This window comes from Virgibacillus sp. L01, assembly GCF_052246775.1.
Lineage (GTDB): Bacteria > Bacillota > Bacilli > Bacillales > Amphibacillaceae > Lentibacillus.
Genome location: NZ_JBQQCP010000014.1, coordinates 21,057 through 47,062, shown reverse-complemented (window position 1 = coordinate 47,062; position 26,006 = coordinate 21,057). Strand labels below are relative to the sequence as shown.

Here is a 26,006-nt window from a genome sequence, read left to right as displayed (position 1 = left end):
TGTGCTGGTAATACAGCCAAAAATACTTACTTTTCTATTTTCGTTTGAATATCCCGAAAGACTTGATCAATTTCCTGATCACCGTCAACAGTTACAAGATATCCTTTTTCTTGATAAAAATCCAATAACGGTTGCGTTTGTTTCATATTAACTTCCAAACGCTTTTTCACCGTATCTGCTTGGTCATCTTCACGTTGTATCAGTTCAGAGCCATCATTATCACATATTCCTGACTGTTTAGGAGGATTATACATGACATGATAGGTTGCTCCACAATTCGGACAAATTCTACGACCCGTTAGACGCTCCACTAAATTTTCTTCCGGTACATCTACATGCAGGACATAGTCAATTGATTCCTTCAAGTCGGTTAAAAGAGATTGCAATGCTTCAGCTTGTGCAATAGTTCTTGGAAATCCATCCAATAAAAAACCATTTTTACAATCATCTTTTCCTAAACGCTCTTTTACAATTCCTATTGTTACTTCATCCGGAACAAGTTCACCTTGGTCCATAAATTCCTTAGCCTTCTTACCAAGGTCTGTTCCTTCTTTAATCGCTAACCGGAACATATCTCCTGTTGAAATATGAGGGATTTGATACTTTTCGTTTATTTTTTCTGCTTGTGTACCTTTACCTGCACCAGGCAGACCCATCAAAATTAAATTCAACAACTTTCCCCTCGCTCTCATTGGCAGCAATCTGTTTACTTAATAAAACCTTTATAGTGTCGCTTTACTAACTGACTTTCCAATTGTTTCATGGTTTGCAGTGCAACACCTACAACGATTAGTAAGCTTGTGCCACCGATTTGTACTGCTTGCGGCAGATTTGCAAGACCACCTAAGAGGATAGGAAGCACAGAAACAGCTGCTAGGAAGATAGACCCTACAAATGTTAAACGATACATAACGCGTGTAAGATACGTTTCTGTATTTTTACCAGGACGAATACCCGGTATATATCCACCTTGTTTTTGCAAGTTCTCTGCCATTTGTTCTGGATTTACTTGAACAAACGTATAGAAATAGGTGAATGCAATGATTAATGCTACATAAATGACCATGCCAATTGGCTGGGTATAATCAAATATCGATTCAATTGTTGCAGCAAACTCATTACCTTCAAATAACCCTGCAACCGTTCTTGGCGCGATAATAAATGCTATTGCAAAAATTACCGGGATAACTCCGGCAGCATTTACTTTTAACGGTAAATGTGTTGAGTGTCCACCTACTGGAGAACGATTTACAAGCTTTTTAGCATATTGAATTGGAATTTTACGCAGTGCTTGCTGAATAAAGATAACTCCGACAACTACTGCTACTACCACCAATGCAATTAATGCAACAATTATAATGTTAATAAATAACTCATCACCAGGATCTACAAAATACTGGCTATATAATTGATTTACTCCATTTGGAACCGCTGCTACGATACCAGCAAAAATTAAAATAGAGATTCCGTTTCCAACACCATTTGCTGTGATCTGTTCACCCAACCACATCAAGAATGTTGTTCCACTTGTTAGTACGAGAGCAATGATAATAAATTTTAATACGCTCGGGTCAGCTATTAATAATCCACCAGCCATTGCATTAAAACCAATTGACATCGCGATCGCCTGGACAAACGCAAGTGCAACTGTGCCGTAACGAGTAATTTGTGCTAACTTCTTGCGGCCCATTTCTCCTTGCTTTTTCCATTCAGTGAACTTTGGTACAACATCCATTTGCAGTAATTGCATAATAATCGCTGCAGTAATGTAAGGCATAATCCCCATCGCGAAAATGGAGAAGTTTTGTAATGCCCCACCACCAAATGTGTTTAAAAAGCCGAATACGTTTTGTTGATTCATAAAATCAATAGCTTCTTTATCTGTATATGGCACTGGAATAAATGTACCAAGACGGAAAACAACTAACATTAATAGTGTGAATATGATTTTCCGTCTAATGTCACCTACTCGCATTAAATTGGAAATCGTACGGAACATTAAATCACCTCTGTTTTACCGCCCGCTGCTTCGATAGCTTCCTTCGCTGAAGCAGAGAACTTATGAGCTTTTACAGTAAGTTTCTTTTCAACAGCACCCTTACCTAGTACCTTGATACCAGCTTTAAGATTGCTAACGGCACCTTCTTCAAGTAATAGCTCAGGTGTGATTTCTGTGCCTTCTTCAAATTTATTTAATGCATCCAAGTTTACAATCGCAAATTCTTTACGGTGAATATTTGTAAATCCTCGTTTAGGCAGACGTTGGAATAATGGCAATTGGCCACCTTCAAAGCCCGGACGAGTGTTTCCACCTGAACGTGCTTTTTGTCCTTTATGTCCTCTTCCGGAAGTTTTTCCGTTACCAGATGACATCCCACGACCTACGCGATTACGCTTTTTGCGAGTTCCTTCTGACGCCTTCAATTCATGAAGTTTCATTCGAGCACCTCCTCTTTACGCTAATGTTTAATTAAACTTCTTTAACCGCTATGAGATGAGATACTTTGTTGACCATGCCGCGTACAGCTGGAGTATCTTCACGAACTACGGATTGATGAATTTTTTTCAGACCTAGTGTTTGAACAGTTTGGCGTTGTACTTCTGTCCGACCAATAACACTTCGCGTGAGGGTGATTTCTAATTTTTTAGACATAGTATTTCCCTCCTTATCCTAACAGTTCTTCTACAGACTTTCCACGTAGTTTTGCTACGTCTTCTGCACGTTTTAAGTTTGATAGTCCACTTAGTGTTGCACGAATCATGTTGATTGGTGTATTTGAACCAAGTGATTTTGTTAATATATCGCCGACACCTGCAAGTTCTAGTATAGCACGAACAGGTCCTCCGGAAATAACTCCAGTACCTTCAGTTGCAGGCTTCATTAACACGTTACCTGAACCAAATCTTCCATTAATTTGATGTGGAATAGTTGTTCCAACGATTGGTACTGTGATTAGATTTTTCTTTGCATCATCAACAGCCTTTTTAATTGCTTCTGGTACTTCCTGTGCTTTACCTGTACCAAAACCTACATGGCCGTTTTTATCTCCAACTACAACCAATGCAGCAAAGCGGAAGCGACGTCCACCTTTAACAACTTTTGCTACACGGTTGATTGTAACAACGCGTTCTTCAAGATCTAATTTGTTCGGATCAATGCTAGTATGCATCTATGTCCCTCCTTTATCTATCGATTAAAATTCAAGACCTGCCTCGCGGGCAGCGTCAGCTAATGCTTTCACACGTCCATGATAAAGGTAGCCTCCGCGATCAAACACAACCGATTTGAAACCTTTATCGTGGGCACGTTTTGCAACCAATTCTCCGATTTGCTTAGCTGCATCTACATTACCTGTTGCTTCAATCTTCAAATCATTTTCTTTTGTAGAAGCACTTGCAACAGTAACTCCTTGCGTATCATCAATTAATTGTGCATAGATGTGTTTATTTGAACGGTACACATTCAGACGAGGCTGTTCAGTTGTTCCAACAACGGATTTACGAACACGCGCATGTCTTCTCTTGCGTACAGCGTTTTTGTCAGGCTTTGTGATCATCTAGGTCACTCCTTTCTGCTCCCTAACTAACCTTACTTAGCAGTTTTACCTTCTTTTTGTCGTACATATTCACCTTCATAGCGAATACCTTTACCTTTATAAGGTTCTGGTGGTCTGATTGCTCTAATATTTGCTGCAACCTCACCGACCAATTCTTTACTGATACCTTTTACGATAATTTGAGTGTTTTTAGGAACATCAATCTCGATACCATCAATCGGGTCAAGTTCAACCGGATGTGAATAACCTGCGTTAATAACGACTTTATCGCCTTGTTTTAAAGCACGGTAACCAACACCAGTGATTTCAAGTTTCTTCTCAAAACCTTTATGAACTCCTTCAATCATGTTACCAATCAGACTACGAGTCGTACCGTGTAGAGCTCGGTATTCTTTATGGTCACTTGGACGTCCAACAGTTAAAACATTGTCTTCTATAACGACTTTCATATCCTGATGAAAATCTCTTGTTAATTCACCTTTGGGGCCTTTTACTGTAGCAGTGTTTCCATTAATGTTTACTTCAACACCTTCTGGAATTTCCACTGGTTTAAGTCCTATACGAGACATCCCATGCACCTCCTGTCTTTAAAAGTATAAATTACCAAACGTACGCTAGTACTTCGCCACCAACAGCTTGTGTGCGCGCCTCTTTATCAGAAAGCACTCCATTTGATGTTGATACAACAGCAATACCCAAGCCATTTAGTACACGAGGTACTTCGTCAGCTTTTGCGTAGACACGCAAACCTGGCTTACTAATACGTTTGATACCTGTAATTACTCGTTCGTTGCTTGCACCGTACTTAAGGAAAATACGCAGAACGCCTTGCTTATTGTCTTCAACAAATTCATAATCACGTACAAAACCTTCACGTTTAAGGATGTCGGCGATTTCTTTCTTGATTTTTGAAGCCGGAAGCTCTAACTTTTCATGGCGCACCATGTTTGCATTACGAATACGAGTTAGCATATCTGCGATTGGATCTGTCATAACCATTACTACATTACCTCCTTCCCGAATCGGGGTTTACCAGCTTGCTTTTTTGACACCAGGAATTTGACCTTTATGGGCAAGTTCGCGGAAACAAATACGGCAAAGTTTAAATTTACGAATTACAGAATGTGGGCGTCCACATCGTTCACAACGTGTATATTCACGTACTTTGTACTTTTGTGGGCGTTTTTGTTTCGCAATCATTGATTTTTTAGCCACAATTTTCCCTCCTTGTATTAGCTCCTAGCTTACTTACGGAAAGGCATGCCAAGCTGAGCTAAAAGTTCACGTGCTTCTTCGTCAGTATTGGCACTTGTTACAATAACAATATCCATACCACGAACTTTACTTATTTTATCATAGTTGATTTCTGGGAAAATTAGCTGTTCTTTAACACCTAATGTATAGTTACCTCGACCATCAAATGCTTTCTTTGAAATACCACGGAAATCACGAACACGTGGAAGCGAAACTGCAATAAGCTTTTGCAAGAATTCATGCATACGTTCGCCACGAAGCGTTACTTTTGCTCCAATTGGCATTCCCTCACGTAAACGAAATCCGGCAATCGACTTTTTAGCACGAGTCACCATCGGTTTTTGCCCAGAAATTAGTCCAAGTTCTTCTACTGCATTATCCAATGCTTTTGAATTCTGAACTGCATCACCAACACCCATGTTTACTACAATCTTTTCAACAGCTGGTGCTTGCATTACAGAATCATAGTTAAATTTATTCATTAATGACGGCAGTACGTCGTCTTGATACTTTTGTTTAAGTTCATTCATCATGTCGCCCTCCTTTCGTCGCTAAACTATTTATCTAATGCTTCACCGGATTTTTTAGCGATGCGGACTTTTTTTCCGTCACGATCTTCATATCCAACGCGAGTTGGTTCACCGGATTTTGGATCTAATGGCATTACGTTAGAAACATGAATTGGTGCTTCCTGGTTAAGAATTCCACCTTGTGGATTGTCTTGAGAAGGCTTTGCGTGCTTTTTAATCATATTGATTCCTTCTACCAAGACACGTTCTTTCTTAGGATATGCTTCTAAAATAGTACCTTGTTTGTCGCGGTCTTTACCGGATATTACTTTGACTTTATCACCTTTTTTTACATGCATGCTTTACGCACCTCCTTGACAAGGCTTTTCATTACTCTTTATAGAACTTCTGGAGCTAGAGATACGATTTTCATGAATTTTGCATCACGTAATTCACGTGCAACTGGTCCGAAGATACGAGTACCTCGTGGACCTTTATCATCACGGATAATTACGGCAGCATTTTCATCAAAACGAATATATGATCCATCTTTACGGCGCATTCCTGTTTTTGAACGTACGATAACGGCTCTTACAACCTCACCTTTTTTAACAACGCCACCTGGTGTTGCATGTTTTACGGAACAAACAATTACATCACCAATATTAGCTGTCTTACGTCCAGAACCACCCAATACTTTAATGGTTAATACTTCACGTGCACCAGAGTTATCTGCAACTTTTAAACGAGTTTCTTGTTGAATCATATCGCTGTGACCTCCCTTCGGATACCTTCCGAGCGAACTTTGTTATATTATTACCGCTTCTTCAACGATTTCAACTAGACGGAAACGTTTAGTTGCTGATAGCGGACGAGTTTCCATGATTTGAACAACATCATTATTTTTAGCTTGATTATTTTCATCATGTGTTTTGAATTTTTTAGAGTACTTTACACGCTTACCGTATAAGGAATGAAACTTGTAGGTTTCAACTAAAACAGTAATTGTTTTATCCATTTTGTCTGAAACGACACGGCCTGTATATACTTTACGATCATTACGCTCAGTCATTGAGGTTATCCTCCTCTCTTGTTTCAGTTATTCACGCTTACTTCACGTTGACGTACAACTGTTTTCATACGAGCAATAGACTTTCTTACCTCACGAAGACGTGCGGTGTTTTCCAGTTGGCCTGTTGCTAGCTGAAAGCGTAAATTAAATAGTTCTTCTTTTAACGATTTAACTTTTTGTTCAATTTCGGCAGTGGTTAGTTCTCTAATTTCATTAGCCTTCATTGATTTCACCACCAATTTCTTCACGTTTTACAAATTTAGTTCGAATCGGCAGTTTGTGAGAAGCAAGACGCAACGCTTCACGCGCAACTTCTTCTGGTACACCAGCGATTTCAAACATGATTTTTCCTGGTTTAACTACTGCTACCCATCCTTCTGGAGCACCTTTACCGGAACCCATACGGACCTCTAGGGGTTTTGCAGTATATGGTTTGTCAGGAAAGATTTTAATCCAAACTTTACCGCCACGTTTCATGTAACGAGTCATTGCAATACGAGCAGCCTCGATTTGACGACTTGTAATCCAAGAAGCTTCAAGTGCTTGTAGACCATATTCACCAAAAGCTACTGTAGTTCCACCCTTAGCACGGCCATTCATTTTACCACGATGTTGCTTACGATATTTTACACGTTTAGGCATTAACATAATGCATTTCCCCCTTCCTTACTTGTTAGTTTTAGTTGGAAGGACTTCTCCACGATAGATCCACACTTTAACGCCCAACTTACCATAAGTTGTGTCAGCTTCTGCTGTGCCATAGTCAATATCAGCACGTAATGTGTGTAGTGGTACTGTTCCTTCGCTATAATGTTCCGCACGAGCGATGTCTGCGCCGCCTAGACGTCCGGATACTTGTGTTTTAATTCCTTTAGCTCCTCCGCGCATTGCACGTTGGATAGTTTGCTTTTGTGCACGACGGAATGAAATACGATTTTCTAATTGACGAGCAATGTTATCAGCAACTAATGCAGCGTTTAAATCAACTTTCTTGATTTCAACGATGTTAATGTGAACACGTTTGCCAGTCAAACTGTTTAATGATTTACGTAGAGCTTCTACTTCGGAACCGCCTTTACCAATAACCATACCTGGCTTACCAGTGTTAATGGTAATATTTACACGGTTTGCTGCACGTTCGATATCGATAGAAGAAACAGCAGCAATGCGTAAGCGATTTTCAAGATATTCTCTAATCTTGATATCTTCATGTAGTAAGTCTGCATAGTCTTTACCTGCATACCACTTTGACTCCCAGTCACGAATGATACCGACGCGAAGACCTTTTGGATTTACTTTTTGACCCACTGACTATCCCTCCTTCTTTTCAGTTACAACCACTGTAATATGGCTTGTGCGTTTATTAATTTTACTTGCACGTCCTTGTGCACGTGGACGAAAACGTTTCAATGTAGCACCTTCATTTACAAATACTTCAGAAACTACCAGATTATCTGCTTCCATTTCGTAGTTGTGTTCCGCATTCGCAATTGCAGAATTTAGTACTTTTTCTACAACTGGAGAAGCACCACGTTGTGTATGGCGTAGTATTCCTACTGCTTCACCAACTTCTTTTCCTCGAATCAAATCTACGACTAAACGAACTTTACGAGGAGCAATACGAACAGATTTCGCAACGGCTTTAGCTTGCATGTGGAGCGCCTCCTCTCATTAGCGTTTTGTTTTCTTATCATCGCCACCGTGTCCTCTAAAAGAACGGGTTGGCGCGAATTCACCTAATTTATGTCCGACCATATCTTCTGTTACATAGACAGGCACGTGTTTACGTCCGTCATATACAGCAATCGTATGACCAACAAAAGTAGGGAAAATTGTTGAACGACGAGACCAAGATTTAACAACTTGTTTCTTGTCAGATTCATTTAACGTATCGATCTTTTTCAATAGATGGTCATCTGCAAAAGGTCCCTTTTTCAAGCTACGACCCATGGATAAACCTCCTTTCGTAATTGAACGACGGATCTCATTGCCCGTCGTCTCATCCGTTTATTTTTTACGCTTACGAACGATATATTTATCTGTAGGTTTGTTACGCTGACGCGTCTTGTAACCAAGAGTAGGTTTACCCCAAGGTGACATTGGTGATTTGCGTCCAATTGGCGCACGTCCTTCACCACCACCATGTGGGTGATCATTAGGGTTCATAACAGAACCACGGACAGTCGGGCGCTTGCCTAACCAACGGGAACGACCAGCTTTACCTATAGTTATAAGCTCATGTTCAAGGTTTCCAACTTGACCAATTGTTGCGCGACAAGAAGATAATACCAAGCGAACTTCGCCTGATTTCAAGCGTACTAACGTATATTTATCTTCACGACCAAGGATTTGTGCTTCAGCTCCAGCTGAGCGCACAAGTTGTCCGCCACGTCCAGGCTTCAACTCAACGTTATGGATGATGGTACCCACCGGGATGTTTTGAAGTGCAAGAGCATTACCTAATTTGATATCTGCTTGCTCACCAGACTCAATTCGCTGTCCTACTTTGATTCCTTTTGGCGCTAATATATAACGCTTTTCTCCGTCCGCATAATGAATTAATGCAATATTAGCTGAGCGGTTCGGATCATATTCTACTGTAGCAACGCGTCCAGGTATTCCATCTTTATCACGCTTAAAGTCGATGATGCGGTATTGGCGCTTATGACCTCCGCCTTTATGACGAACTGTAAGCTTACCTTGGTTGTTACGACCGCCACGCTTGTAAATTGAACTTAATAGAGATTTTTCCGGAGTATCCGTAGTAACCTCTGCAAAGTCAGATGAAGACATGAAACGTCTGCCGTTTGTTGTTGGTCTGAATTTTTTAATAGCCATTTTGTTTTCCCTCCTTCACTAGTTTCTCTATTTAACCTTCAAAGAAGTCTAGGTCTTTACTATCTTCTGAAAGCTGCACAATAGCCTTTTTACGATCTGAACGGTATCCGCCGTAACGGCCCATTCGCTTGAATTTACCTTTAATATTCATAGTGTTTACTTTTTCTACCTTCACACCAAATACTAGTTCAACAGCATCTTTAATCTCTGTTTTATTTGCCTTTGGAGTTACTTCGAACGTATATTTTTTTTCTGCCATTAAGTCAGCAGAACCTTCTGTAATGACAGGGCGCTTTATAATATCACGTGGATCTTTCATTATGCAAGCACCTCCCCTGCTTTTTCAGCTGCATCCTTGGTTATGATCAGCTTGTCATGCGTAAGCAAGTCTAGTACATTTACTTCTTCTACAGTAAGTACATTTACTTTCTGAAGATTATTTGCAGAGCGAACTACTGTTTCATCTCTGTCAGCTGTAACGATTAATACTTTTTTATCTGCATTAAGCGCATTTAGCATCTGTACTACTTCTTTTGTTTTTGGAGCATCAATTGCAATGTTTTCCACTACAATTAAGTCCTCTTCCTTTGCTTTTGAAGAAAGTGCAGACTTAAGAGCTAGTCGACGTACTTTTTTCGGTAATTTGTAGCTATAGCTACGTGGTGTTGGACCAAAAACTGTTCCGCCACCTACCCATTGCGGTGAACGGGTTGAACCTTGACGTGCACGACCTGTTCCTTTTTGTCTCCACGGTTTAGCACCGCCGCCGCGAACTTGTGAACGATTCTTAACAGCATGTGTGCCTTGACGTAGTGATGAACGTTGCATTAGTACTGCTTCATTCAAAACATGTTTGTTCGGTTCGATACCGAATACGGAGTCATTTAATTCAAAATCTCCGGCTTTCGATCCGTCTTGTTTTAATAGTGCTACTTTAGGCATGACATATCCTCCCTTCGTGTATATGATTAGTTAGCCTTTAATGCACTCGCAATTCTTACGAATGATTTTTTTGCACCAGGAATATTACCTCTGATTAAAAGAAGATTGCGTTCAGTATCTACTTTTACAATATCAAGGTTTTCAATAGTGATTTGTCTACCACCCATTTGACCTGGAAGTTTCTTACCTTTGAAAACACGCATTGGGTCAATTACACCCATTGCACCTGGCGATCTATGGAAATGGGACCCGTGAGTTGACGGTCCGCGTTGTTGTCCGTGGCGTTTGATAACCCCTTGGAAACCTTTCCCTTTAGAAGTTCCGGTAACATCTACTTTATCGCCAGTCTGAAAAATATCAACACTGATCTCTTGACCAACATCATATTCATCAAGATTTGCGTTACGGAATTCACGAACGCAGCGCTTAGGGGCTGTGTTTGCTTTATCAGCATGGCCTTTTTCCGCTTTGTTTGTACGTGATTCCTTTTCATCTGCAAAACCGATTTGTAGTGCTTCATAGCCATCATTTTCAAGTGTTCTTTTTTGTAATACTACGTTTGGCTCAGCCTGAACAACTGTTACCGGGACTAATTCTCCCTCGTCAGAAAATAACTGAGTCATGCCGATTTTACGACCTAAGATTCCTTTCGTCATCCGTTACACCTCCTATATAATTCAATAATTTATAATTTAATTTCAATATCCACACCAGATGGTAAGTCAAGACGCATTAGTGAATCAACCGTTTGTGGTGTTGGATTAACAATGTCGATCAAGCGCTTATGAGTACGCATTTCGAACTGCTCACGAGCATCTTTGTATTTGTGCACGGCACGTAATACAGTGTAAACAGATCTTTCTGTAGGCAACGGAATCGGTCCAGAAACATTTGCACCAGAACGTTTCGCTGTATCTACAATCTTTTCAGAGGACTGATCTAAAATACGGTGATCATATGCTTTTAATCGAATTCTAATCTTTTCTTTTGCCATTATTTTCCCTCCTTTTCGCCCATTTTATAACAGACATTCTCCGTGAAAATTTCTTGACCATCCGCCATGGCAAAGGGGCCGGGTGTGTCAACAACCTTTCACTTCATCGCCTTTTTTGGACCAACATTAATATTATAAAGAAAAAACGTGGTCAATGCAACCTTTTTTTATAAATAACAATTTGATTGCACATCTATGTATTATACAAACATATTCCACTGATTGCAAGGAGTTGAGGAAATTTTTTTGTAGAAATTTGCTGAAACCGGAAATCGGATTCCAATATGGTCTAATTAAGTTCTGTTGAGCGGGTTTTGGGTGCGTGACCACTCAACTTAATCTCTCATTTTATTATTGAGTTATCATTTGATGTATCTCGAGAATTACCGCAAATGCCAGGCACTTTTACCAACTCATAATAACTCGCCGGAAATTTACTACGCGTACCTTGAGGTATGAAGTTTGCCACTCGGAATGATGGTCTGAACCCAAGCTTAAACGAGGGTTTTCGCTGAAATAACGGAACAAGGATCCGACAGAACAATTGAGATGAATCCTCATTCCGCTAAATAGTATAAAAGGTACTCTTGGGGGAGTGAGACGGATCCTCATTCCGCTAATAGATGGAAATCAGCAAATTTTGAGTTGAAAATGACAAATAGCGGAACGAGGATCCGAACCCAGACTCGAAACGAGGGTTTTTAGGGAAATAACGGAATGAGGATCCGCCAAACAGTCGAAACGGATCCTCGTTCCGAAATGGTATACCAATTTTTACGTAATTTTCTATTGTTGGAAGAAAGAAGCCTGTGATTTAGAAATCTGTACTATTGAATCATATATCATGATTATTTAACTGTTATATGTGTGAAATTAGGTCCTTGGTGTCCGAAAACACCACCATTTTCGTGGGCTTTGCCAAATAAGGTCCCTGGTGTCCGTTAACCTCAAATTGGCTATATAAAAAATAATTTTCATGACAAATGGTTGCTGCGCATTCGACAGCCAAGTTACTTTCTTACCTGCCGAAAAGAGCGTAACTAAAAAGCAGACAGCGTCGTCACGCTGTCTGCTTTTAATCTAAACTATAATTATTTTTGAATTGAAGTTACGACGCCTGACCCAACAGTACGTCCGCCTTCTCGGATTGAGAAACGAGTACCGTCTTCAATAGCGATTTTTGAAATTAGCTCAACATCCATTTCGATGTTATCACCAGGCATTACCATTTCTACTCCTTCTGGAAGTTGAATAACTCCAGTTACGTCAGTTGTACGGAAGTAGAACTGTGGACGGTAGTTAGCGAAGAATGGAGTATGACGTCCACCTTCTTCCTTAGATAGAACATAAACTTCTGCTTTAAAATTTGTATGTGGTGTGATTGAACCTGGTTTAGCTAGTACTTGACCACGGTTGATATCATCGCGTGATACCCCACGTAGAAGTGCACCAATATTGTCACCTGCTTCAGCGTAATCAAGAAGCTTACGGAACATTTCAACACCAGTTACAGTACTTTTTGATGGTGCTTCAGCAAGACCGATAATCTCAATATCGTCACCAACTTTAATTGATCCACGTTCAACACGGCCAGTTGCAACTGTTCCACGGCCAGTAATTGAGAATACATCCTCAACTGGCATCATGAACGGCTTGTTATTGTCACGTTCTGGAGTTGGAATATACTCATCAACCGCAGCCATAAGTTCGAAGATTTTTTCTTCGTAATCTGCATCTCCTTCAAGAGCTTTAAGTGCAGAACCTTTAATTACTGGGATATCGTCACCAGGGAAGTCATATTCTGTTAATAAATCGCGAACTTCCATTTCAACTAGTTCTAGTAATTCTTCGTCATCTACCATATCTGTTTTGTTAAGGAAAACAACAATTGCCGGAACACCAACGTTGCGTGAAAGCAAGATGTGTTCACGTGTTTGTGGCATTGGACCATCAGCAGCAGATACAACTAGAATTGCACCATCCATTTGCGCTGCACCTGTGATCATGTTTTTAACATAGTCAGCGTGTCCTGGGCAGTCAACGTGAGCATAGTGACGAGTTTCTGTTTCGTACTCAACGTGAGATGTTGCGATTGTAATACCACGTTCTCTTTCTTCTGGAGCATGGTCGATTTGGTCAAATGCCATTGCAGTACCCTCACCAGATTGTTTGTGCAATGTAGTAGTAATTGCAGCAGTTAATGTCGTTTTACCATGGTCAACGTGTCCAATTGTACCAATGTTAACGTGACTTTTTGAGCGATCGAACTTTTCTTTAGCCATTTATAGTTCCTCCTTAAATAAGTAAAAGTTTATTTTATTTTATATGTCCAGCTAAGAAATAACGATTAATGTTATCTCTTAGCCTTCAATAAAAGTTATACTTCAGAATTACAAAAAAATCAATTATTCACCAGAATTTTTCTTGATTATTTCTTCTGAAATGCTTTTTGGTACTTGTTCATAGTGATCAAAGTGCATTGTGAATGTCCCACGGCCTTGCGTATTTGAACGTAATGCAGTTGCATAACCGAACATTTCTGAAAGTGGAACAAATGATTTAACAAGCTGTGCTGGTCCACGTGGTTCCATTCCTTCTACACGTCCACGACGAGAAGTAACATCACCCATGATATCTCCCATGTATTCTTCAGGGATAACAATTTCCACTTTCATCATAGGCTCTAAAAGAACTGGCTGACATTTATTTTTAGCAGCCTTTAAAGCCATTGACCCAGCTATTTTAAATGCCATCTCGTTCGAGTCTACATCATGATAGCTTCCATCATATAAAGTTGCTTTAATATCGATTAATGGGTAACCAGCTAATACACCATTCGCTGTTGATTCTCTAATACCATGTTCAACAGATGCGATGTATTCACGTGGTACAACACCACCAACGATTTTATTCGCAAATTCGAAGCCTGCACCCTCTTCGTTTGGCTCAAATTTAACCCAAACGTGACCGTATTGTCCACGACCACCAGACTGACGTACAAATTTACCTTCAACTTCAGCTGATCCTCGGAATGTTTCACGGTATGCTACCTGTGGCGCACCAACTGTTGCATCTACTTTGAATTCTCTTTTCAGACGATCAACGATAATGTCAAGGTGAAGCTCACCCATACCAGATATAATGGTTTGACCAGTTTCTACGTCTGTTTCTGTTCTGAATGTTGGATCCTCTTCAGCAAGTTTACCTAAAGCAATTGCCATTTTATCTTGGTCAGCTTTTGTTTTAGGCTCAATTGCAACACCGATTACCGGTTCCGGGAAGTCCATTGACTCTAAGACTACAAGATCCTTTTCACCACAAAGTGTATCCCCTGTTGATGTATCTTTCAAACCAATTCCGGCGGCAATCTCTCCGGCATATACAGTCGATATCTCTTCACGGGAATTTGCGTGCATTTGCAGGATCCGTCCTACACGTTCACGCTTATCTTTTACTGAGTTTTTAACATAAGTACCAGCAGATAATGTCCCGGAATATACGCGGAAGAATGTTAACTTACCAACGAATGGGTCTGTCGCTACTTTAAATGCCAGTGCAGAAAAAGGTGCGTCATCAGATGACTCACGAACTACTTGCTCTTCCGTACCAGGTATTTTCCCTTCAATTGGAGGTACATCAGTTGGTGCTGGCAGATAGTCAATTACACCATCCAACATTAGTTGAACACCTTTGTTTTTAAATGCTGAACCAACAAATACAGGGTAAAACTCAATGTTTAGTGTAGCCGTACGAATTGCTTTTTTAAGTTCCTCATTGGAGACTTCTTCTCCTTCTAGATACTTCATCATAAGCTCTTCGTCAAGCTCAGATACAGCTTCTACTAAGCTAGCACGCAGTTCTTCTGCTTTTTCTTTATATTCTGCTGGAATTTCGCGCGATTCTGCACGAGTACCAAGATCATCAAGATAATAGTAAGCTTCCATTGTAATGAGGTCAATAATACCCTCAAAATCATCCTCAGCACCGATTGGTAGCTGAACTGGATGAGCATTAGCACCTAAACGTTCTTTAAGTGTATTAGTGGAGTAAAGGAAATCCGCGCCCACTTTATCCATTTTGTTAATGAATACCACTCTAGGCACACCGTAAGTCGTTGCCTGGCGCCATACAGTTTCGGTTTGTGGTTCCACACCTGATTGCGCATCAAGAACAGTTACCGCCCCATCAAGTACACGCAGTGAACGTTCCACTTCTACTGTGAAGTCAACGTGTCCTGGAGTATCAATGATGTTAATACGATAACCTTTCCATTGAGCAGTAGTTGCTGCAGATGTGATTGTGATTCCGCGCTCTTGTTCCTGCTCCATCCAGTCCATTTGAGAAGCGCCTTCGTGAGTTTCACCAATTTTATGAATACGTCCTGTATAGAAAAGAATACGCTCAGTAGTAGTGGTCTTACCTGCATCAATGTGTGCCATAATACCAAGATTACGCGTCTTTTCCAAGGAGAACTCTCTAGCCATGTATTCTTCTCCTTCCTGTTAAAATCTTTATTTTGTTTTATTACCAGCGATAGTGAGCAAATGCTTTGTTTGCTTCAGCCATCTTATGCAATTCTTCGCGTTTTTTAACTGATGAACCTGTGTTGTTGGAAGCGTCAAGAATTTCATTAGCAAGTCGCTCTTCCATAGTTTTTTCTCCGCGAAGACGTGAGTAATTAACAACATAACGTAAACCTAGTGCTTGACGGCGTTCTGGGCGTACTTCCATCGGTACTTGGTAGTTTGAACCACCAACACGACGTGCACGAACCTCAAGTACTGGCATTACATTCTTCATTGCTTGTTCAAAGACTTCCATTGCGTTTTGTCCACTTCTTTCTGCAACAAGTTCAAACGCATTATAAAGAATTTTTTGTGCTTTACCTCTTTTACCGTCTATCATGATTTGATTGATTAAACGTGTAACTAGCTTTGAATTATAAAGCGGATCTGGCAAGACATCGCGTTTAGGTACTGGTCCTTTACGTGGCATATGTCCCCCTCCTTTCCTATATCTATATTATAATATTATTTCTTTTTAGGTTTTTTTGCACCATATTTAGAACGACCTTGTGCACGGCCTTGTACACCAGCGGTATCAAGCGCCCCACGTACAATGTGGTAACGAACACCAGGTAAGTCTTTAACACGACCGCCACGGATCAATACTACACTGTGCTCCTGTAGATTGTGTCCAATTCCAGGAATATATGCAGTTACCTCCATGTTGTTTGACAAACGAACACGCGCATACTTACGAAGTGCAGAGTTCGGTTTCTTCGGAGTTAATGTACCGACACGTGTGCAAACGCCACGTTTGTGTGGTGAATTTTCATCTGTAGCTCTTTTCTTAAAGCTGTTGTACCCTCTATTTAGTGCAGGAGAGTCAGACTTTTTTGGTTTGTTCACACGACCTTTACGTACAAGTTGATTTATTGTAGGCATAATTGTTATCCTCCCTTCTTGTTTATAAACTAGTAAAAACCAGTTGCCACCCAATTTTTGGTTATTTGTAATCCCACATATCCAGGTGGTTCATCCTTTAGCAAAAAACAAAGCCTTCGCGAAAATCTTCGCCAAAACCTCTATTGTTTTACTGCTACTGTCGATGCACCAACGTCTATGCCGCAAGCAGCGCCTAGTCGTTCCATCGAATCAACACGGTGACAAGGCACATCCAGCTCATTAGCTAAACGCTCTACCTTTTGTGTGATTTGTTGGTCTGCATCATCAGCAATAAAAACTTCACTTACATCACCATTTTTCATAGCTTTAAGTGTTTGCTTCGTTCCGATTATCAACTGTGTTTGAACCTGAGTTACTTTTTCATAAGACATTAGCATATCCTCCAAAGTAACAAGTAGAATCGGAAACACCTTAAATATAGTATCATTCTCGTTTTTTAATGTCAACTGAAATTTTACTATTTTTAAGTGCTTCCGAATTTTAGTCACTTGTTTTAAAAATGGTTATTTTACCGTTTCTGTTTCTTCTTGCTCTTCTTCATTTTCTTTTGGCTGATCTAAAGATGATTTGATTTTTCGGTAACGGTTCATCCCTGTCCCGGCAGGAACCAGTTTACCAATAATAACATTCTCTTTAAGTCCTAGCAGTTCGTCACGTTTACCTTTAATAGCAGCATCCGTTAACACACGAGTTGTTTCCTGGAAGGATGCAGCTGATAAGAATGAATCAGTTTCCAGTGACGCTTTTGTGATTCCCAGTAATACAGGTTTACCAACAGCTGGCTGTTTTCCTTCCTGTAATACTGCATTGTTTGCTTCTTTAAATTGGTGAATTTCGAGTAATGACCCAGGAAGTACATTTGTATCTCCGGATTCAACAACACGAATTTTACGAAGCATCTGGCGAACCATTACCTCTACGTGTTTATCCCCGATTTCAACACCTTGCATGCGGTAAACACGCTGCACTTCACGTAACAAGTAAGATTGAACACCCTGAACGCCTTGTGCACGAAGAAGTTCTTTTGGATCAACAGAACCTTCTGTAAGTTCTTGACCGGCAGCCACTTCATCACCAACAGTCACTTTCATGCGCGCATTGTACGGAACAGGATAGGAACGTTGTTCTACATCACCTTGAACAACAATTTCCTGCTTATCTTTCACTTCTTTTATTTCATGGACAGTACCGTGAACTTCACTGATAACTGCCTGCCCTTTAGGATGACGCGCTTCAACCAGTTCCTGAATACGCGGTAGACCTTGAGTAATATCGTCTCCTGCAACCCCACCTGTGTGGAATGTACGCATAGTAAGCTGTGTACCTGGCTCACCAATAGATTGTGCAGCAATAATACCTACCGCTTCACCAACTTCTACCTCATCGCCAGTTGCTAGGTTACGACCATAGCATTTCTTACAAACGCCATGTTTTGTATTACATGTGAAGGCAGTTCTTATTAATACCTGCTCGTGCCCTGCTTCAATAATTTGTTTCGCTTGGTCTTCTGAAATAACTTCATTGGTATCGACAATGACTTCGCCTGTTTCAGGATGACTAACCTTTTCAAATGCTGTACGTCCGATTAGGCGATCCAACAGTGGTTCGATTAATTCCGTTCCATCTGTCAATGCTGAGACAGTTAATCCGCGGTCTGTACCACAATCATCTTCGCGAATGATTACATCCTGCGCTACATCCACCAGACGACGGGTTAAGTAACCAGAGTCAGCTGTTTTTAGTGCTGTATCGGCAAGCCCTTTACGAGCACCGTGTGTAGAAATAAAGTATTCCAATACTGTTAACCCTTCACGGAAACTTGATTTGATCGGTAATTCAATGATTTTACCAGCCGGGTTGGCCATTAAACCACGCATACCTGCAAGCTGTGTAAAGTTAGATGCGTTACCTCTTGCACCTGAATCACTCATCATAAATATTGGGTTTCTTGGGTTAAGTGATTGCATTAATCGTTCCTGAATATCGTCTTTTGCTTTAGACCAAATAGCTATAACTCGGTCATAACGCTCTTCGTCAGTAATCAAACCACGTCTGAACTGTTTAGATACAGTATCAACTTTAGTTTGTGACTTTTCAATTATAGTTTGTTTTTCAGCTAATACAACGATATCAGATACACCAACAGTCATACCCGCTTTTGTGGAATAACTGAATCCAAGGTCTTTCATGCGGTCAAGCATTTTCGATGTTTCGCTAATTTTAAACCGTTTAAACACTTCAGCAATTATATCTCCAAGTATTCCTTTCTTAAATGGAGGAATAATTTCACGTGTTTTAATTTCTTCTCCAATATTTGTTCCTTTTTCAACAAAATACTTTCCTGGCGTCTTAATTTCCAGGTTGTCATTTGTTGGTTCGTTAATATACGGGAACGATTCCGGTAATATCTCATTAAAGATAAGCTTACCTACTGTCGTTATTAACAATTGGGTCTGCTGTTCATCAGTAAATGATTTTTTGTTCAAGCTGGATGCCTGCACGGCAACTCTTGTGTGTAAATGAACATAGCCATTTTGATAAGCTATCAGCGCCTCATCGAGATCTTTAAATACGCTTCCTTCTCCGATTGCATTCTCACGTTCTAGTGTCACGTAATAGTTTCCTAATACCATATCCTGTGATGGTGTTACAACAGGTTTACCATCTTTTGGATTCAAAATGTTTTGAGCAGCAAGCATTAGAATACGTGCCTCGGCTTGTGCCTCAGCTGATAGTGGCACGTGGACCGCCATTTGGTCACCATCAAAGTCAGCGTTATAAGCTGTACACACTAATGGGTGAAGGCGAATTGCCCGCCCTTCTACCAATGTAGGTTCGAACGCCTGAATACCCAAACGGTGCAATGTTGGAGCACGGTTAAGCAATACAGGGTGCTCTTTAATTACTTCTTCTAATACATCCCAAACATCTGGATGCACGCGTTCAATTTTGCGTTTTGCTGATTTAATATTATGAGCTATTCCTCTTTCAACGAGTTCTTTCATAATAAATGGCTTAAATAACTCAAGCGCCATTTCTTTCGGCAAACCACACTGATACATTTTCAGACTTGGACCTACAACAATTACCGAACGACCGGAATAGTCTACACGTTTACCAAGTAGATTCTGACGGAAACGGCCTTGCTTACCTTTTAACATATGAGATAAGGATTTTAACGGTCTGTTTCCTGGGCCTGTAACAGGACGGCCGCGACGACCATTGTCAACCAATGCGTCAACAGCTTCCTGCAGCATACGTTTCTCGTTTTGCACAATAATACTTGGTGCACCAAGATCCAATAAACGTTTCAAACGATTATTACGGTTAATAACACGACGATATAAATCGTTCAGATCGGATGTGGCAAAGCGTCCACCATCAAGCTGTACCATTGGGCGAATTTCTGGTGGAATAATTGGAAGAACATCAAGAACCATCCATGAAGTATCATTACCTGAATGGCGAAATGCCTCTAAAACATCTAAACGTTTGATCGCACGGGTTCTGCGTTGTCCTTGAGCTGTTTTCAGCTCTTCCTGCAATGTTTCAACTTCTTTTTCAAGGTCGATATCCTGCAAAAGCTTGCGAATCGCTTCAGCACCCATTTGCGCCTTGAATGTTTTGCCATATTTGTCATAATATGCACGATACTCTTTTTCAGATAGAAGTTGTTTTTTCTCTAATGGTGTATCGCCTGTTTCTGTAACAATATATGCAGCAAAATAAATTACTTCTTCTAACGCACGTGGTGACATATCTAATACAAGACCCATTCGACTCGGGATTCCTTTAAAATACCAGATATGTGAAACGGGTGCAGCTAGTTCAATATGACCCATACGCTCACGACGTACTTTAGCTTTCGTAACTTCTACACCACATCGATCACAAACAACGCCTTTATACCGTACACGCTTATATTTCCCGCAATGACATTCCCAGTCCTTCTGTGGGCCGAAAATCCGTTCACAAAATAAACCATCTTTCTCTGGTTTTAATGTGCGGTAGTTAATCGTTTCTGGTTTTTTGACCTCGCCGTATGACCAAGAGCGTATTTTTTCTGATGAAGCTAAACCTATTTTCATATACTCAAAGTTATTTACATCTAGCAAGGGGCCTACCTCCCTTTTAGTGTCCGATTTTACCATTTACTTAGAATTATATAGATGGAGGTGCTGACCCGGCATAGAGTCAGCACTCCGTTATTTTTAGTTGCCTTCTACTTCTAAGTTCAGTTTGCTTGCTGCTTGCGTTTCCTCTTCTTCGAGGTCACGCATCTCTATTTCAGATTCATCGCTTGCGAGCATCTTAACGTCCATACCAAGACTCTGTAATTCCTTAATAAGGACTTTAAAGGATTCTGGTACACCTGGTTCGGCAACATTATCACCTTTAACGATTGACTCATACGTTTTGACACGACCGACAATATCATCTGATTTAACCGTCAGGATTTCCTGAAGTGTATAAGCGGCACCGTACGCTTCAAGTGCCCAAACTTCCATTTCACCGAAACGCTGTCCACCAAATTGTGCTTTCCCGCCTAGTGGTTGCTGTGTCACAAGTGAATATGGACCTGTTGAACGAGCGTGTAACTTGTCATCGACCATGTGCGCAAGTTTAATCATGTACATGACACCTACTGATATACGATTATCAAACGGCTCTCCCGTTCTTCCATCATATAAAATCGACTTAGCGTCTTTTGGCATTCCTGCCTCTTCCAGAGTATCCCATACATCTTGCTCTGAGGCACCATCAAATACTGGTGTTGCAACATGGAGACCAAGCTGACGTGCAGCCATACCCAAGTGCATTTCGAACACCTGTCCGATATTCATACGCGATGGTACACCTAATGGGTTAAGCATAATGTCGATTGGTGTCCCATCTGGTAAGAACGGCATATCTTCTTCAGGCAATATTTTGGAAATAACACCTTTGTTACCATGTCGCCCAGCCATTTTATCACCTTCAGATATCTTACGCTTCTGAACAATATATGCTCGGACAAGCTGATTAACACCTGGTGGGAGTTCATCGCCATCTTCACGGTTGAAGATTTTAACATCCAGAACAATTCCGCCAGCACCATGGGGTACTCGTAAAGATGTGTCACGAACTTCACGTGCTTTTTCGCCAAATATTGCATGTAATAAACGTTCTTCAGCAGATAGTTCAGTTACCCCTTTAGGCGTAACCTTTCCAACCAGGATATCACCATCCGTGACTTCAGCACCTACACGAATGATCCCTTCTTCATCCAGATCCTTCAAGGCATCCTCGCCAACATTCGGAATATCTCTGGTAATTTCCTCTGGCCCGAGTTTTGTATCACGAGCTTCAGATTCGTACTCTTCTATATGAATTGAAGTATAAACGTCATCCTTCACAAGTCGTTCGCTCATGATGATCGCATCTTCGTAGTTATAACCTTCCCAAGTCATGAAGCCTGTTAGGACATTTCGGCCTAACGCTAGTTCCCCATCTTCCATTGAAGGACCATCTGCAAGGATTTCGCCTTTTGTAACACGATCTCCTTCGCTTACGATAGGGCGTTGGTTGTAACAGCTTCCTTGGTTCGAACGAATATATTTTTGCAAACGATAAGTGTCTAAATCACCTTTAACTTCTTTTCCGTCTACTTCAGAAACACGACGAACATGAACTTCTTTTGCTTCTACACGTTCAACAACACCATCATTACTGCAAATAATTGCCGCGCCTGAGTCTTTCCCAGACACATATTCCATACCGGTTCCAACAACAGGGGCTTCAGGTTGCAACAATGGTACTGCTTGACGTTGCATGTTAGCTCCCATTAACGCACGGTTTGAGTCATCGTTTTCCAAGAATGGAATACATGCTGTTGCAGCAGAAACAACTTGTTTAGGAGATACATCCATGTAATCAAGTTGTTCACGTGGTACAGCTGTGTTCTCACCACGGAAACGAGCAATTACTTCCTCGTCTGTAAAACTACCATCTTCGTTTAAACGAGCATTAGCCTGAGCTACAATGTAATTATCCTCTTCATCTGCTGTAAGGTAATCAATTCGTGCTGTTACTCTGCCTGTTTCAGGATCAACCCTGCGATACGGCGTTTCGATAAAGCCAAATTCATTAACTTTCGCATAACTTGACAACGAGTTTATTAAACCGATATTCGGCCCCTCTGGTGTCTCAATCGGACACATTCGACCATAGTGAGAATAGTGAACGTCACGAACTTCGAATCCTGCACGCTCACGTGTTAAACCACCTGGTCCCAAGGCAGACAAACGACGCTTATGCGTTAATTCTGCTAATGGATTTGTTTGGTCCATAAATTGTGATAACTGTGAACTACCGAAAAATTCCTTAATCGATGCAATCACAGGTCGAATATTTATTAGTTGTTGTGGTGTAATACTGGACGTATCCTGAATCGACATTCTTTCACGCACAACACGTTCCATACGAGACAACCCAATACGGAATTGATTTTGTAATAACTCCCCAACAGAACGAAGTCTGCGGTTACCCAGATGGTCTATGTCATCTGTGCCTCCAACATGGTGCAGTAGGTTAAAGAAATAATTGACCGCTGATAGAATGTCAGCAGGCATTATATTCTTAACGTCTCTGTCCACACCAGCATTGCCAACAACATTCAATTCTCTTTCACCACTTGGATCAGTAGGGTCTACTATTTTAATGGATTGTACAAGAATCGGGTCTTCAAGAACACTTTCCTGCAGTTCAACGCTTTTTTCACCGAGTTTCTCTTCATCTTTTTCCAAATAAGGAATTATCTTATCAAGCAGTTTCCGCTCTAATTTATCACCTTTTTGTGCTAGAACTTCGCCAGTTTCCGGATCGACAATTGGTTCAGCCAGCACCTGATTAAACAGGCGGTTTTTAATATCCAGCTTTTTATTCATTTTATAGCGACCTACATGTGCCAGGTCGTAACGCTTCGGATCAAAGAAACGTGAAACCAGTAAACTCTTGGCATTATCTACTGTTGGTGGTTCACCAGGGCGCAGACGTTCATAAATTTCTAACAAGGCTTTATCCGTTGTTTCGGTATTATCTTTTTCCAATGTATTCTTAAGGTACTCGCTTTCACCCAGCAGATCGATGATTTCCTGATCTGAACCAAAACCAAGTGCACGTAAAAGTACCGTGATTGGCAATTTACGTGTGCGATCAATTCTTACATATGCGACATCTTTGGCATCTGTTTCAAACTCCAGCCATGCACCACGATTCGGAATAACCGTTGCTGTAACACCGCGTTTACCATTTTTGTCGAATTTTTCGTTATAATAAACACTAGGTGAACGTACAAGCTGGGAAACGATGACACGTTCAGCCCCATTTATGATAAATGTACCTGTGTCTGTCATAAGTGGGAAATCACCCATGAATACTTCTTGTTCTTTTACTTCACCGGTCTCATTATTGATTAAACGAACCTTCACGCGAAGCGGAGCATTATACGTGACATCTCGATCTTTTGATTCATCTACAGGATATTTTGGTTCCCCCAGACTGTAATCTACAAATTCCAGCGAAAGGTTGCCTGTAAAATCCTCAATAGGAGAAATATCCTTAAACATTTCTCTCAAACCTTCTTCTAAAAACCACTCATAAGAAGCGGTTTGAATCTCGATTAGATTTGGTAATTCTAACACCTCGCTAATACGCGCATAGCTCCTGCGTTGGCGGTGCCGTCCATACTGAACTAGTTGACCTGTCAACAACTTCACCCCTCAAATCAAGCATTTCTCATAAAGCGTTAATACGCCCTGTTGAAAAATGACTAATAATATTTAGCAAAAACGAACTGATTAAATAGTGCTTAAATCAGTTGTTTTTTGAATCCTATTTTTGTGTTAATGCGAATCAACGATAGCCAATTGCCACCATCCGCAAAACATGCTGAACAAACTTGTAATTCGGAGTTATACAAGTAAAAAAAATCATTCATCAGTAATATAACACGCTATAATGTGATATAATTAAAAATATTAGAAAACACGACTTATCGTTAATAGGTTTCCTGAAAGCATGTTTTACCTTCCCCGAAACCCTTATCACCTTGGAGTGTAGACTTTAAACACTCTCACAGTCTTAAACTGCGAAAATAGCCTTTTGACAATGTGTTTAATTTTTGGGATTTTAACAGTGTCTCCGATTACCAATGAATTATACGTTTCATTTCTCATGAAATTTCCCCTTGACAAAGGAAGTCCCATGTTAGCATTTTACTATATTAACACATGTAAATTATAAGGTCAATCATTTGTAGCCTTCAATATAAAATACCCTTTATCCCGCTGAACTACCTCAACATTCTCAAATAATTCATTTAATTTTGCTTTAGCTGACGGGGCGCCTTGCTTCTTCTGAATAACTACCCACAATTGACCATCTTTTAATAGAGCATTCTTGCTGTCTTCAAACATTTGATGAACTACTTTTTTTCCTGCTCTAATCGGTGGATTAGTCACTATAGCAGCAAATGAACGGTTTGTTAGATTACTAAAACGATCACTTTGCACAAATTCTGTATTTACTACATTATTATAGTCGGCATTTTTTTGGGCAAGGTTGATAGCGCGTTCGTTAATATCTGTCAAAATCATGGTTCGGTCATTATAACAATCTGCTAATGTAATTCCAATTGGGCCATAACCACAACCCAGGTCTAGAAAATCGCCTGTTATCAATGGTTCTTTAAATGCTTCAATCAGTAAACGTGAGCCAAAGTCCACTTCATTTTTCGAAAAAACACCATAATCACTTTCAAATGTGTAAACTTTGCCCCTTAATTGGTAATTCCATTTCTTGGGTGAACTTTTAGATTGAGGATTTTGCGAAAAGTAATGCTCTGACATTAGGGCACCTACTTTGTGTGTATTCTGAAGAAATAAATATATATAGAGCCCGTCGTATATTCCGACGAGCTCTTTTCATAAAAAATAATATTACTTAACTTCGATTGATGCTCCAACTTCTTCAAGCTTGCCTTTGATTTCTTCAGCGTCTTCTTTAGAAGTACCTTCTTTAACTGCTTTAGGAGCGTTGTCTACTAGGTCTTTTGCGTCTTTAAGACCAAGACCAGTAATTTCGCGAACAGCTTTAACTACTTTAATTTTTGAATCTCCAGCACTTTCAAGTACTACGTCAAATTCAGTTTGTTCTTCAACTTCTTCTGCTCCACCAGCAGCACCGGCAGCAGCAACTGGAGCTGCAGCACTTACACCAAATTCTTCTTCAATTGCTTTAACAAGATCGTTTAGTTCTAAAACAGACATTTCTTTAACCGCTTCAATGATTTGTTCATTAGTCATGATATATTCCTCCATTTTTCTTTTAATT

General features: G+C 40.4%; 32 protein-coding genes. All 32 read right to left on the bottom strand.

What is annotated here, in order from left to right:
- Positions 1-26 precede the first annotated feature (26 nt).
- Positions 27-671: an adenylate kinase gene (locus tag ACTWQM_RS18900; RefSeq protein ID WP_443259701.1), complete on the bottom strand. Its 645-nt coding sequence runs from the start codon at positions 669-671 to the stop codon at positions 27-29.
- Positions 672-706: 35 nt separating this feature from the next.
- Entirely contained in the window at positions 707-1,999 is a 1,293-nt protein-coding gene (secY, locus tag ACTWQM_RS18895; protein WP_443259700.1) for a preprotein translocase subunit SecY, read from the bottom strand.
- Entirely contained in the window at positions 1,999-2,439 is a 441-nt protein-coding gene (rplO, locus tag ACTWQM_RS18890; RefSeq protein ID WP_209481479.1) for a 50S ribosomal protein L15, read from the bottom strand. The genes secY and rplO overlap by 1 nt, the downstream gene beginning before the upstream one ends.
- A 31-nt stretch (positions 2,440-2,470) precedes the next feature.
- On the bottom strand, positions 2,471-2,653 hold the full coding sequence (gene rpmD, locus ACTWQM_RS18885; protein WP_092494496.1) for a 50S ribosomal protein L30: 183 nt from the start codon (positions 2,651-2,653) through the stop codon (positions 2,471-2,473).
- Positions 2,654-2,666: 13 nt separating this feature from the next.
- On the bottom strand, positions 2,667-3,170 hold the full coding sequence (rpsE, locus tag ACTWQM_RS18880; RefSeq protein WP_443259699.1) for a 30S ribosomal protein S5: 504 nt from the start codon (positions 3,168-3,170) through the stop codon (positions 2,667-2,669).
- A gap of 24 nt (positions 3,171-3,194) precedes the next feature.
- A complete protein-coding gene (gene rplR, locus ACTWQM_RS18875) occupies positions 3,195-3,557 on the bottom strand; it encodes a 50S ribosomal protein L18 (protein WP_443259698.1) in 363 nt (120 codons plus the stop codon).
- A 32-nt stretch (positions 3,558-3,589) separates the two neighbouring features.
- Positions 3,590-4,126 carry a 50S ribosomal protein L6 gene (gene rplF, locus ACTWQM_RS18870; protein ID WP_443259697.1) on the bottom strand — a complete coding sequence of 179 codons (537 nt, stop codon included), beginning with the start codon at positions 4,124-4,126 and terminating at the stop codon, positions 3,590-3,592.
- 31 nt (positions 4,127-4,157) lie between these two features.
- The gene (gene rpsH / locus ACTWQM_RS18865) at positions 4,158-4,556 is read right to left on the bottom strand and encodes a 30S ribosomal protein S8 (RefSeq protein ID WP_375053992.1); all 399 of its coding nucleotides are present in this window, start codon (positions 4,554-4,556) and stop codon (positions 4,158-4,160) included.
- A gap of 30 nt (positions 4,557-4,586) precedes the next feature.
- Entirely contained in the window at positions 4,587-4,772 is a 186-nt protein-coding gene (locus tag ACTWQM_RS18860) for a type Z 30S ribosomal protein S14 (protein ID WP_110396545.1), read from the bottom strand.
- A gap of 29 nt (positions 4,773-4,801) precedes the next feature.
- Entirely contained in the window at positions 4,802-5,341 is a 540-nt protein-coding gene (gene rplE, locus ACTWQM_RS18855; RefSeq protein ID WP_443259696.1) for a 50S ribosomal protein L5, read from the bottom strand.
- Between the two features lie 26 nt (positions 5,342-5,367).
- Positions 5,368-5,679, bottom strand: coding sequence for a 50S ribosomal protein L24 (rplX, locus tag ACTWQM_RS18850; RefSeq protein ID WP_092494503.1), 312 nt, complete (start codon positions 5,677-5,679; stop codon positions 5,368-5,370).
- A gap of 38 nt (positions 5,680-5,717) precedes the next feature.
- The gene (gene rplN / locus ACTWQM_RS18845) at positions 5,718-6,086 is read right to left on the bottom strand and encodes a 50S ribosomal protein L14 (protein ID WP_375053994.1); all 369 of its coding nucleotides are present in this window, start codon (positions 6,084-6,086) and stop codon (positions 5,718-5,720) included.
- Between the two features lie 42 nt (positions 6,087-6,128).
- On the bottom strand, positions 6,129-6,392 hold the full coding sequence (gene rpsQ / locus ACTWQM_RS18840) for a 30S ribosomal protein S17 (protein ID WP_092494505.1): 264 nt from the start codon (positions 6,390-6,392) through the stop codon (positions 6,129-6,131).
- 23 nt (positions 6,393-6,415) lie between these two features.
- Positions 6,416-6,616, bottom strand: coding sequence for a 50S ribosomal protein L29 (rpmC, locus tag ACTWQM_RS18835; protein WP_375053995.1), 201 nt, complete (start codon positions 6,614-6,616; stop codon positions 6,416-6,418).
- Positions 6,606-7,040, bottom strand: coding sequence for a 50S ribosomal protein L16 (gene rplP / locus ACTWQM_RS18830; RefSeq protein ID WP_092494506.1), 435 nt, complete (start codon positions 7,038-7,040; stop codon positions 6,606-6,608). Before rplP ends, rpmC begins: the two co-directional genes overlap by 11 nt.
- A gap of 18 nt (positions 7,041-7,058) precedes the next feature.
- The gene (rpsC, locus tag ACTWQM_RS18825) at positions 7,059-7,700 is read right to left on the bottom strand and encodes a 30S ribosomal protein S3 (RefSeq protein WP_443259695.1); all 642 of its coding nucleotides are present in this window, start codon (positions 7,698-7,700) and stop codon (positions 7,059-7,061) included.
- A gap of 3 nt (positions 7,701-7,703) precedes the next feature.
- Entirely contained in the window at positions 7,704-8,045 is a 342-nt protein-coding gene (gene rplV, locus ACTWQM_RS18820) for a 50S ribosomal protein L22 (RefSeq protein ID WP_092494508.1), read from the bottom strand.
- An 18-nt stretch (positions 8,046-8,063) separates the two neighbouring features.
- The gene (gene rpsS / locus ACTWQM_RS18815; RefSeq protein WP_443259694.1) at positions 8,064-8,342 is read right to left on the bottom strand and encodes a 30S ribosomal protein S19; all 279 of its coding nucleotides are present in this window, start codon (positions 8,340-8,342) and stop codon (positions 8,064-8,066) included.
- Positions 8,343-8,399: 57 nt separating this feature from the next.
- On the bottom strand, positions 8,400-9,230 hold the full coding sequence (gene rplB, locus ACTWQM_RS18810; RefSeq protein ID WP_443259693.1) for a 50S ribosomal protein L2: 831 nt from the start codon (positions 9,228-9,230) through the stop codon (positions 8,400-8,402).
- 31 nt (positions 9,231-9,261) lie between these two features.
- The gene (rplW, locus tag ACTWQM_RS18805; protein WP_092494511.1) at positions 9,262-9,549 is read right to left on the bottom strand and encodes a 50S ribosomal protein L23; all 288 of its coding nucleotides are present in this window, start codon (positions 9,547-9,549) and stop codon (positions 9,262-9,264) included.
- Positions 9,549-10,172 (bottom strand): 50S ribosomal protein L4, encoded by a 624-nt coding sequence (rplD, locus tag ACTWQM_RS18800; protein ID WP_443259692.1) that lies wholly within the window; start codon positions 10,170-10,172, stop codon positions 9,549-9,551. The genes rplW and rplD overlap by 1 nt, the downstream gene beginning before the upstream one ends.
- 26 nt (positions 10,173-10,198) lie before the next feature.
- On the bottom strand, positions 10,199-10,828 hold the full coding sequence (rplC, locus tag ACTWQM_RS18795) for a 50S ribosomal protein L3 (RefSeq protein ID WP_443259691.1): 630 nt from the start codon (positions 10,826-10,828) through the stop codon (positions 10,199-10,201).
- A 29-nt stretch (positions 10,829-10,857) separates the two neighbouring features.
- Entirely contained in the window at positions 10,858-11,166 is a 309-nt protein-coding gene (gene rpsJ, locus ACTWQM_RS18790; protein ID WP_375054002.1) for a 30S ribosomal protein S10, read from the bottom strand.
- A 1,091-nt stretch (positions 11,167-12,257) separates the two neighbouring features.
- Positions 12,258-13,448, bottom strand: coding sequence for an elongation factor Tu (gene tuf, locus ACTWQM_RS18785; protein ID WP_443259690.1), 1,191 nt, complete (start codon positions 13,446-13,448; stop codon positions 12,258-12,260).
- A 123-nt stretch (positions 13,449-13,571) separates the two neighbouring features.
- Positions 13,572-15,650 (bottom strand): elongation factor G, encoded by a 2,079-nt coding sequence (gene fusA, locus ACTWQM_RS18780; RefSeq protein ID WP_443259689.1) that lies wholly within the window; start codon positions 15,648-15,650, stop codon positions 13,572-13,574.
- Between the two features lie 40 nt (positions 15,651-15,690).
- On the bottom strand, positions 15,691-16,161 hold the full coding sequence (rpsG, locus tag ACTWQM_RS18775; protein ID WP_092494517.1) for a 30S ribosomal protein S7: 471 nt from the start codon (positions 16,159-16,161) through the stop codon (positions 15,691-15,693).
- A gap of 35 nt (positions 16,162-16,196) precedes the next feature.
- Positions 16,197-16,613 carry a 30S ribosomal protein S12 gene (gene rpsL, locus ACTWQM_RS18770; protein WP_443259688.1) on the bottom strand — a complete coding sequence of 139 codons (417 nt, stop codon included), beginning with the start codon at positions 16,611-16,613 and terminating at the stop codon, positions 16,197-16,199.
- A gap of 140 nt (positions 16,614-16,753) precedes the next feature.
- Positions 16,754-17,005 (bottom strand): 50S ribosomal protein L7ae-like protein, encoded by a 252-nt coding sequence (locus ACTWQM_RS18765; protein ID WP_375054029.1) that lies wholly within the window; start codon positions 17,003-17,005, stop codon positions 16,754-16,756.
- A 132-nt stretch (positions 17,006-17,137) separates the two neighbouring features.
- Positions 17,138-20,749: a DNA-directed RNA polymerase subunit beta' gene (rpoC, locus tag ACTWQM_RS18760; protein ID WP_443259687.1), complete on the bottom strand. Its 3,612-nt coding sequence runs from the start codon at positions 20,747-20,749 to the stop codon at positions 17,138-17,140.
- Between the two features lie 96 nt (positions 20,750-20,845).
- Positions 20,846-24,382 (bottom strand): DNA-directed RNA polymerase subunit beta, encoded by a 3,537-nt coding sequence (gene rpoB, locus ACTWQM_RS18755; protein ID WP_443259686.1) that lies wholly within the window; start codon positions 24,380-24,382, stop codon positions 20,846-20,848.
- 537 nt (positions 24,383-24,919) lie between these two features.
- A complete protein-coding gene (locus tag ACTWQM_RS18750) occupies positions 24,920-25,522 on the bottom strand; it encodes a class I SAM-dependent methyltransferase (RefSeq protein ID WP_443259685.1) in 603 nt (200 codons plus the stop codon).
- A 90-nt stretch (positions 25,523-25,612) separates the two neighbouring features.
- Positions 25,613-25,978 (bottom strand): 50S ribosomal protein L7/L12, encoded by a 366-nt coding sequence (rplL, locus tag ACTWQM_RS18745; protein WP_443259684.1) that lies wholly within the window; start codon positions 25,976-25,978, stop codon positions 25,613-25,615.
- Positions 25,979-26,006: the final 28 nt, after the last annotated feature.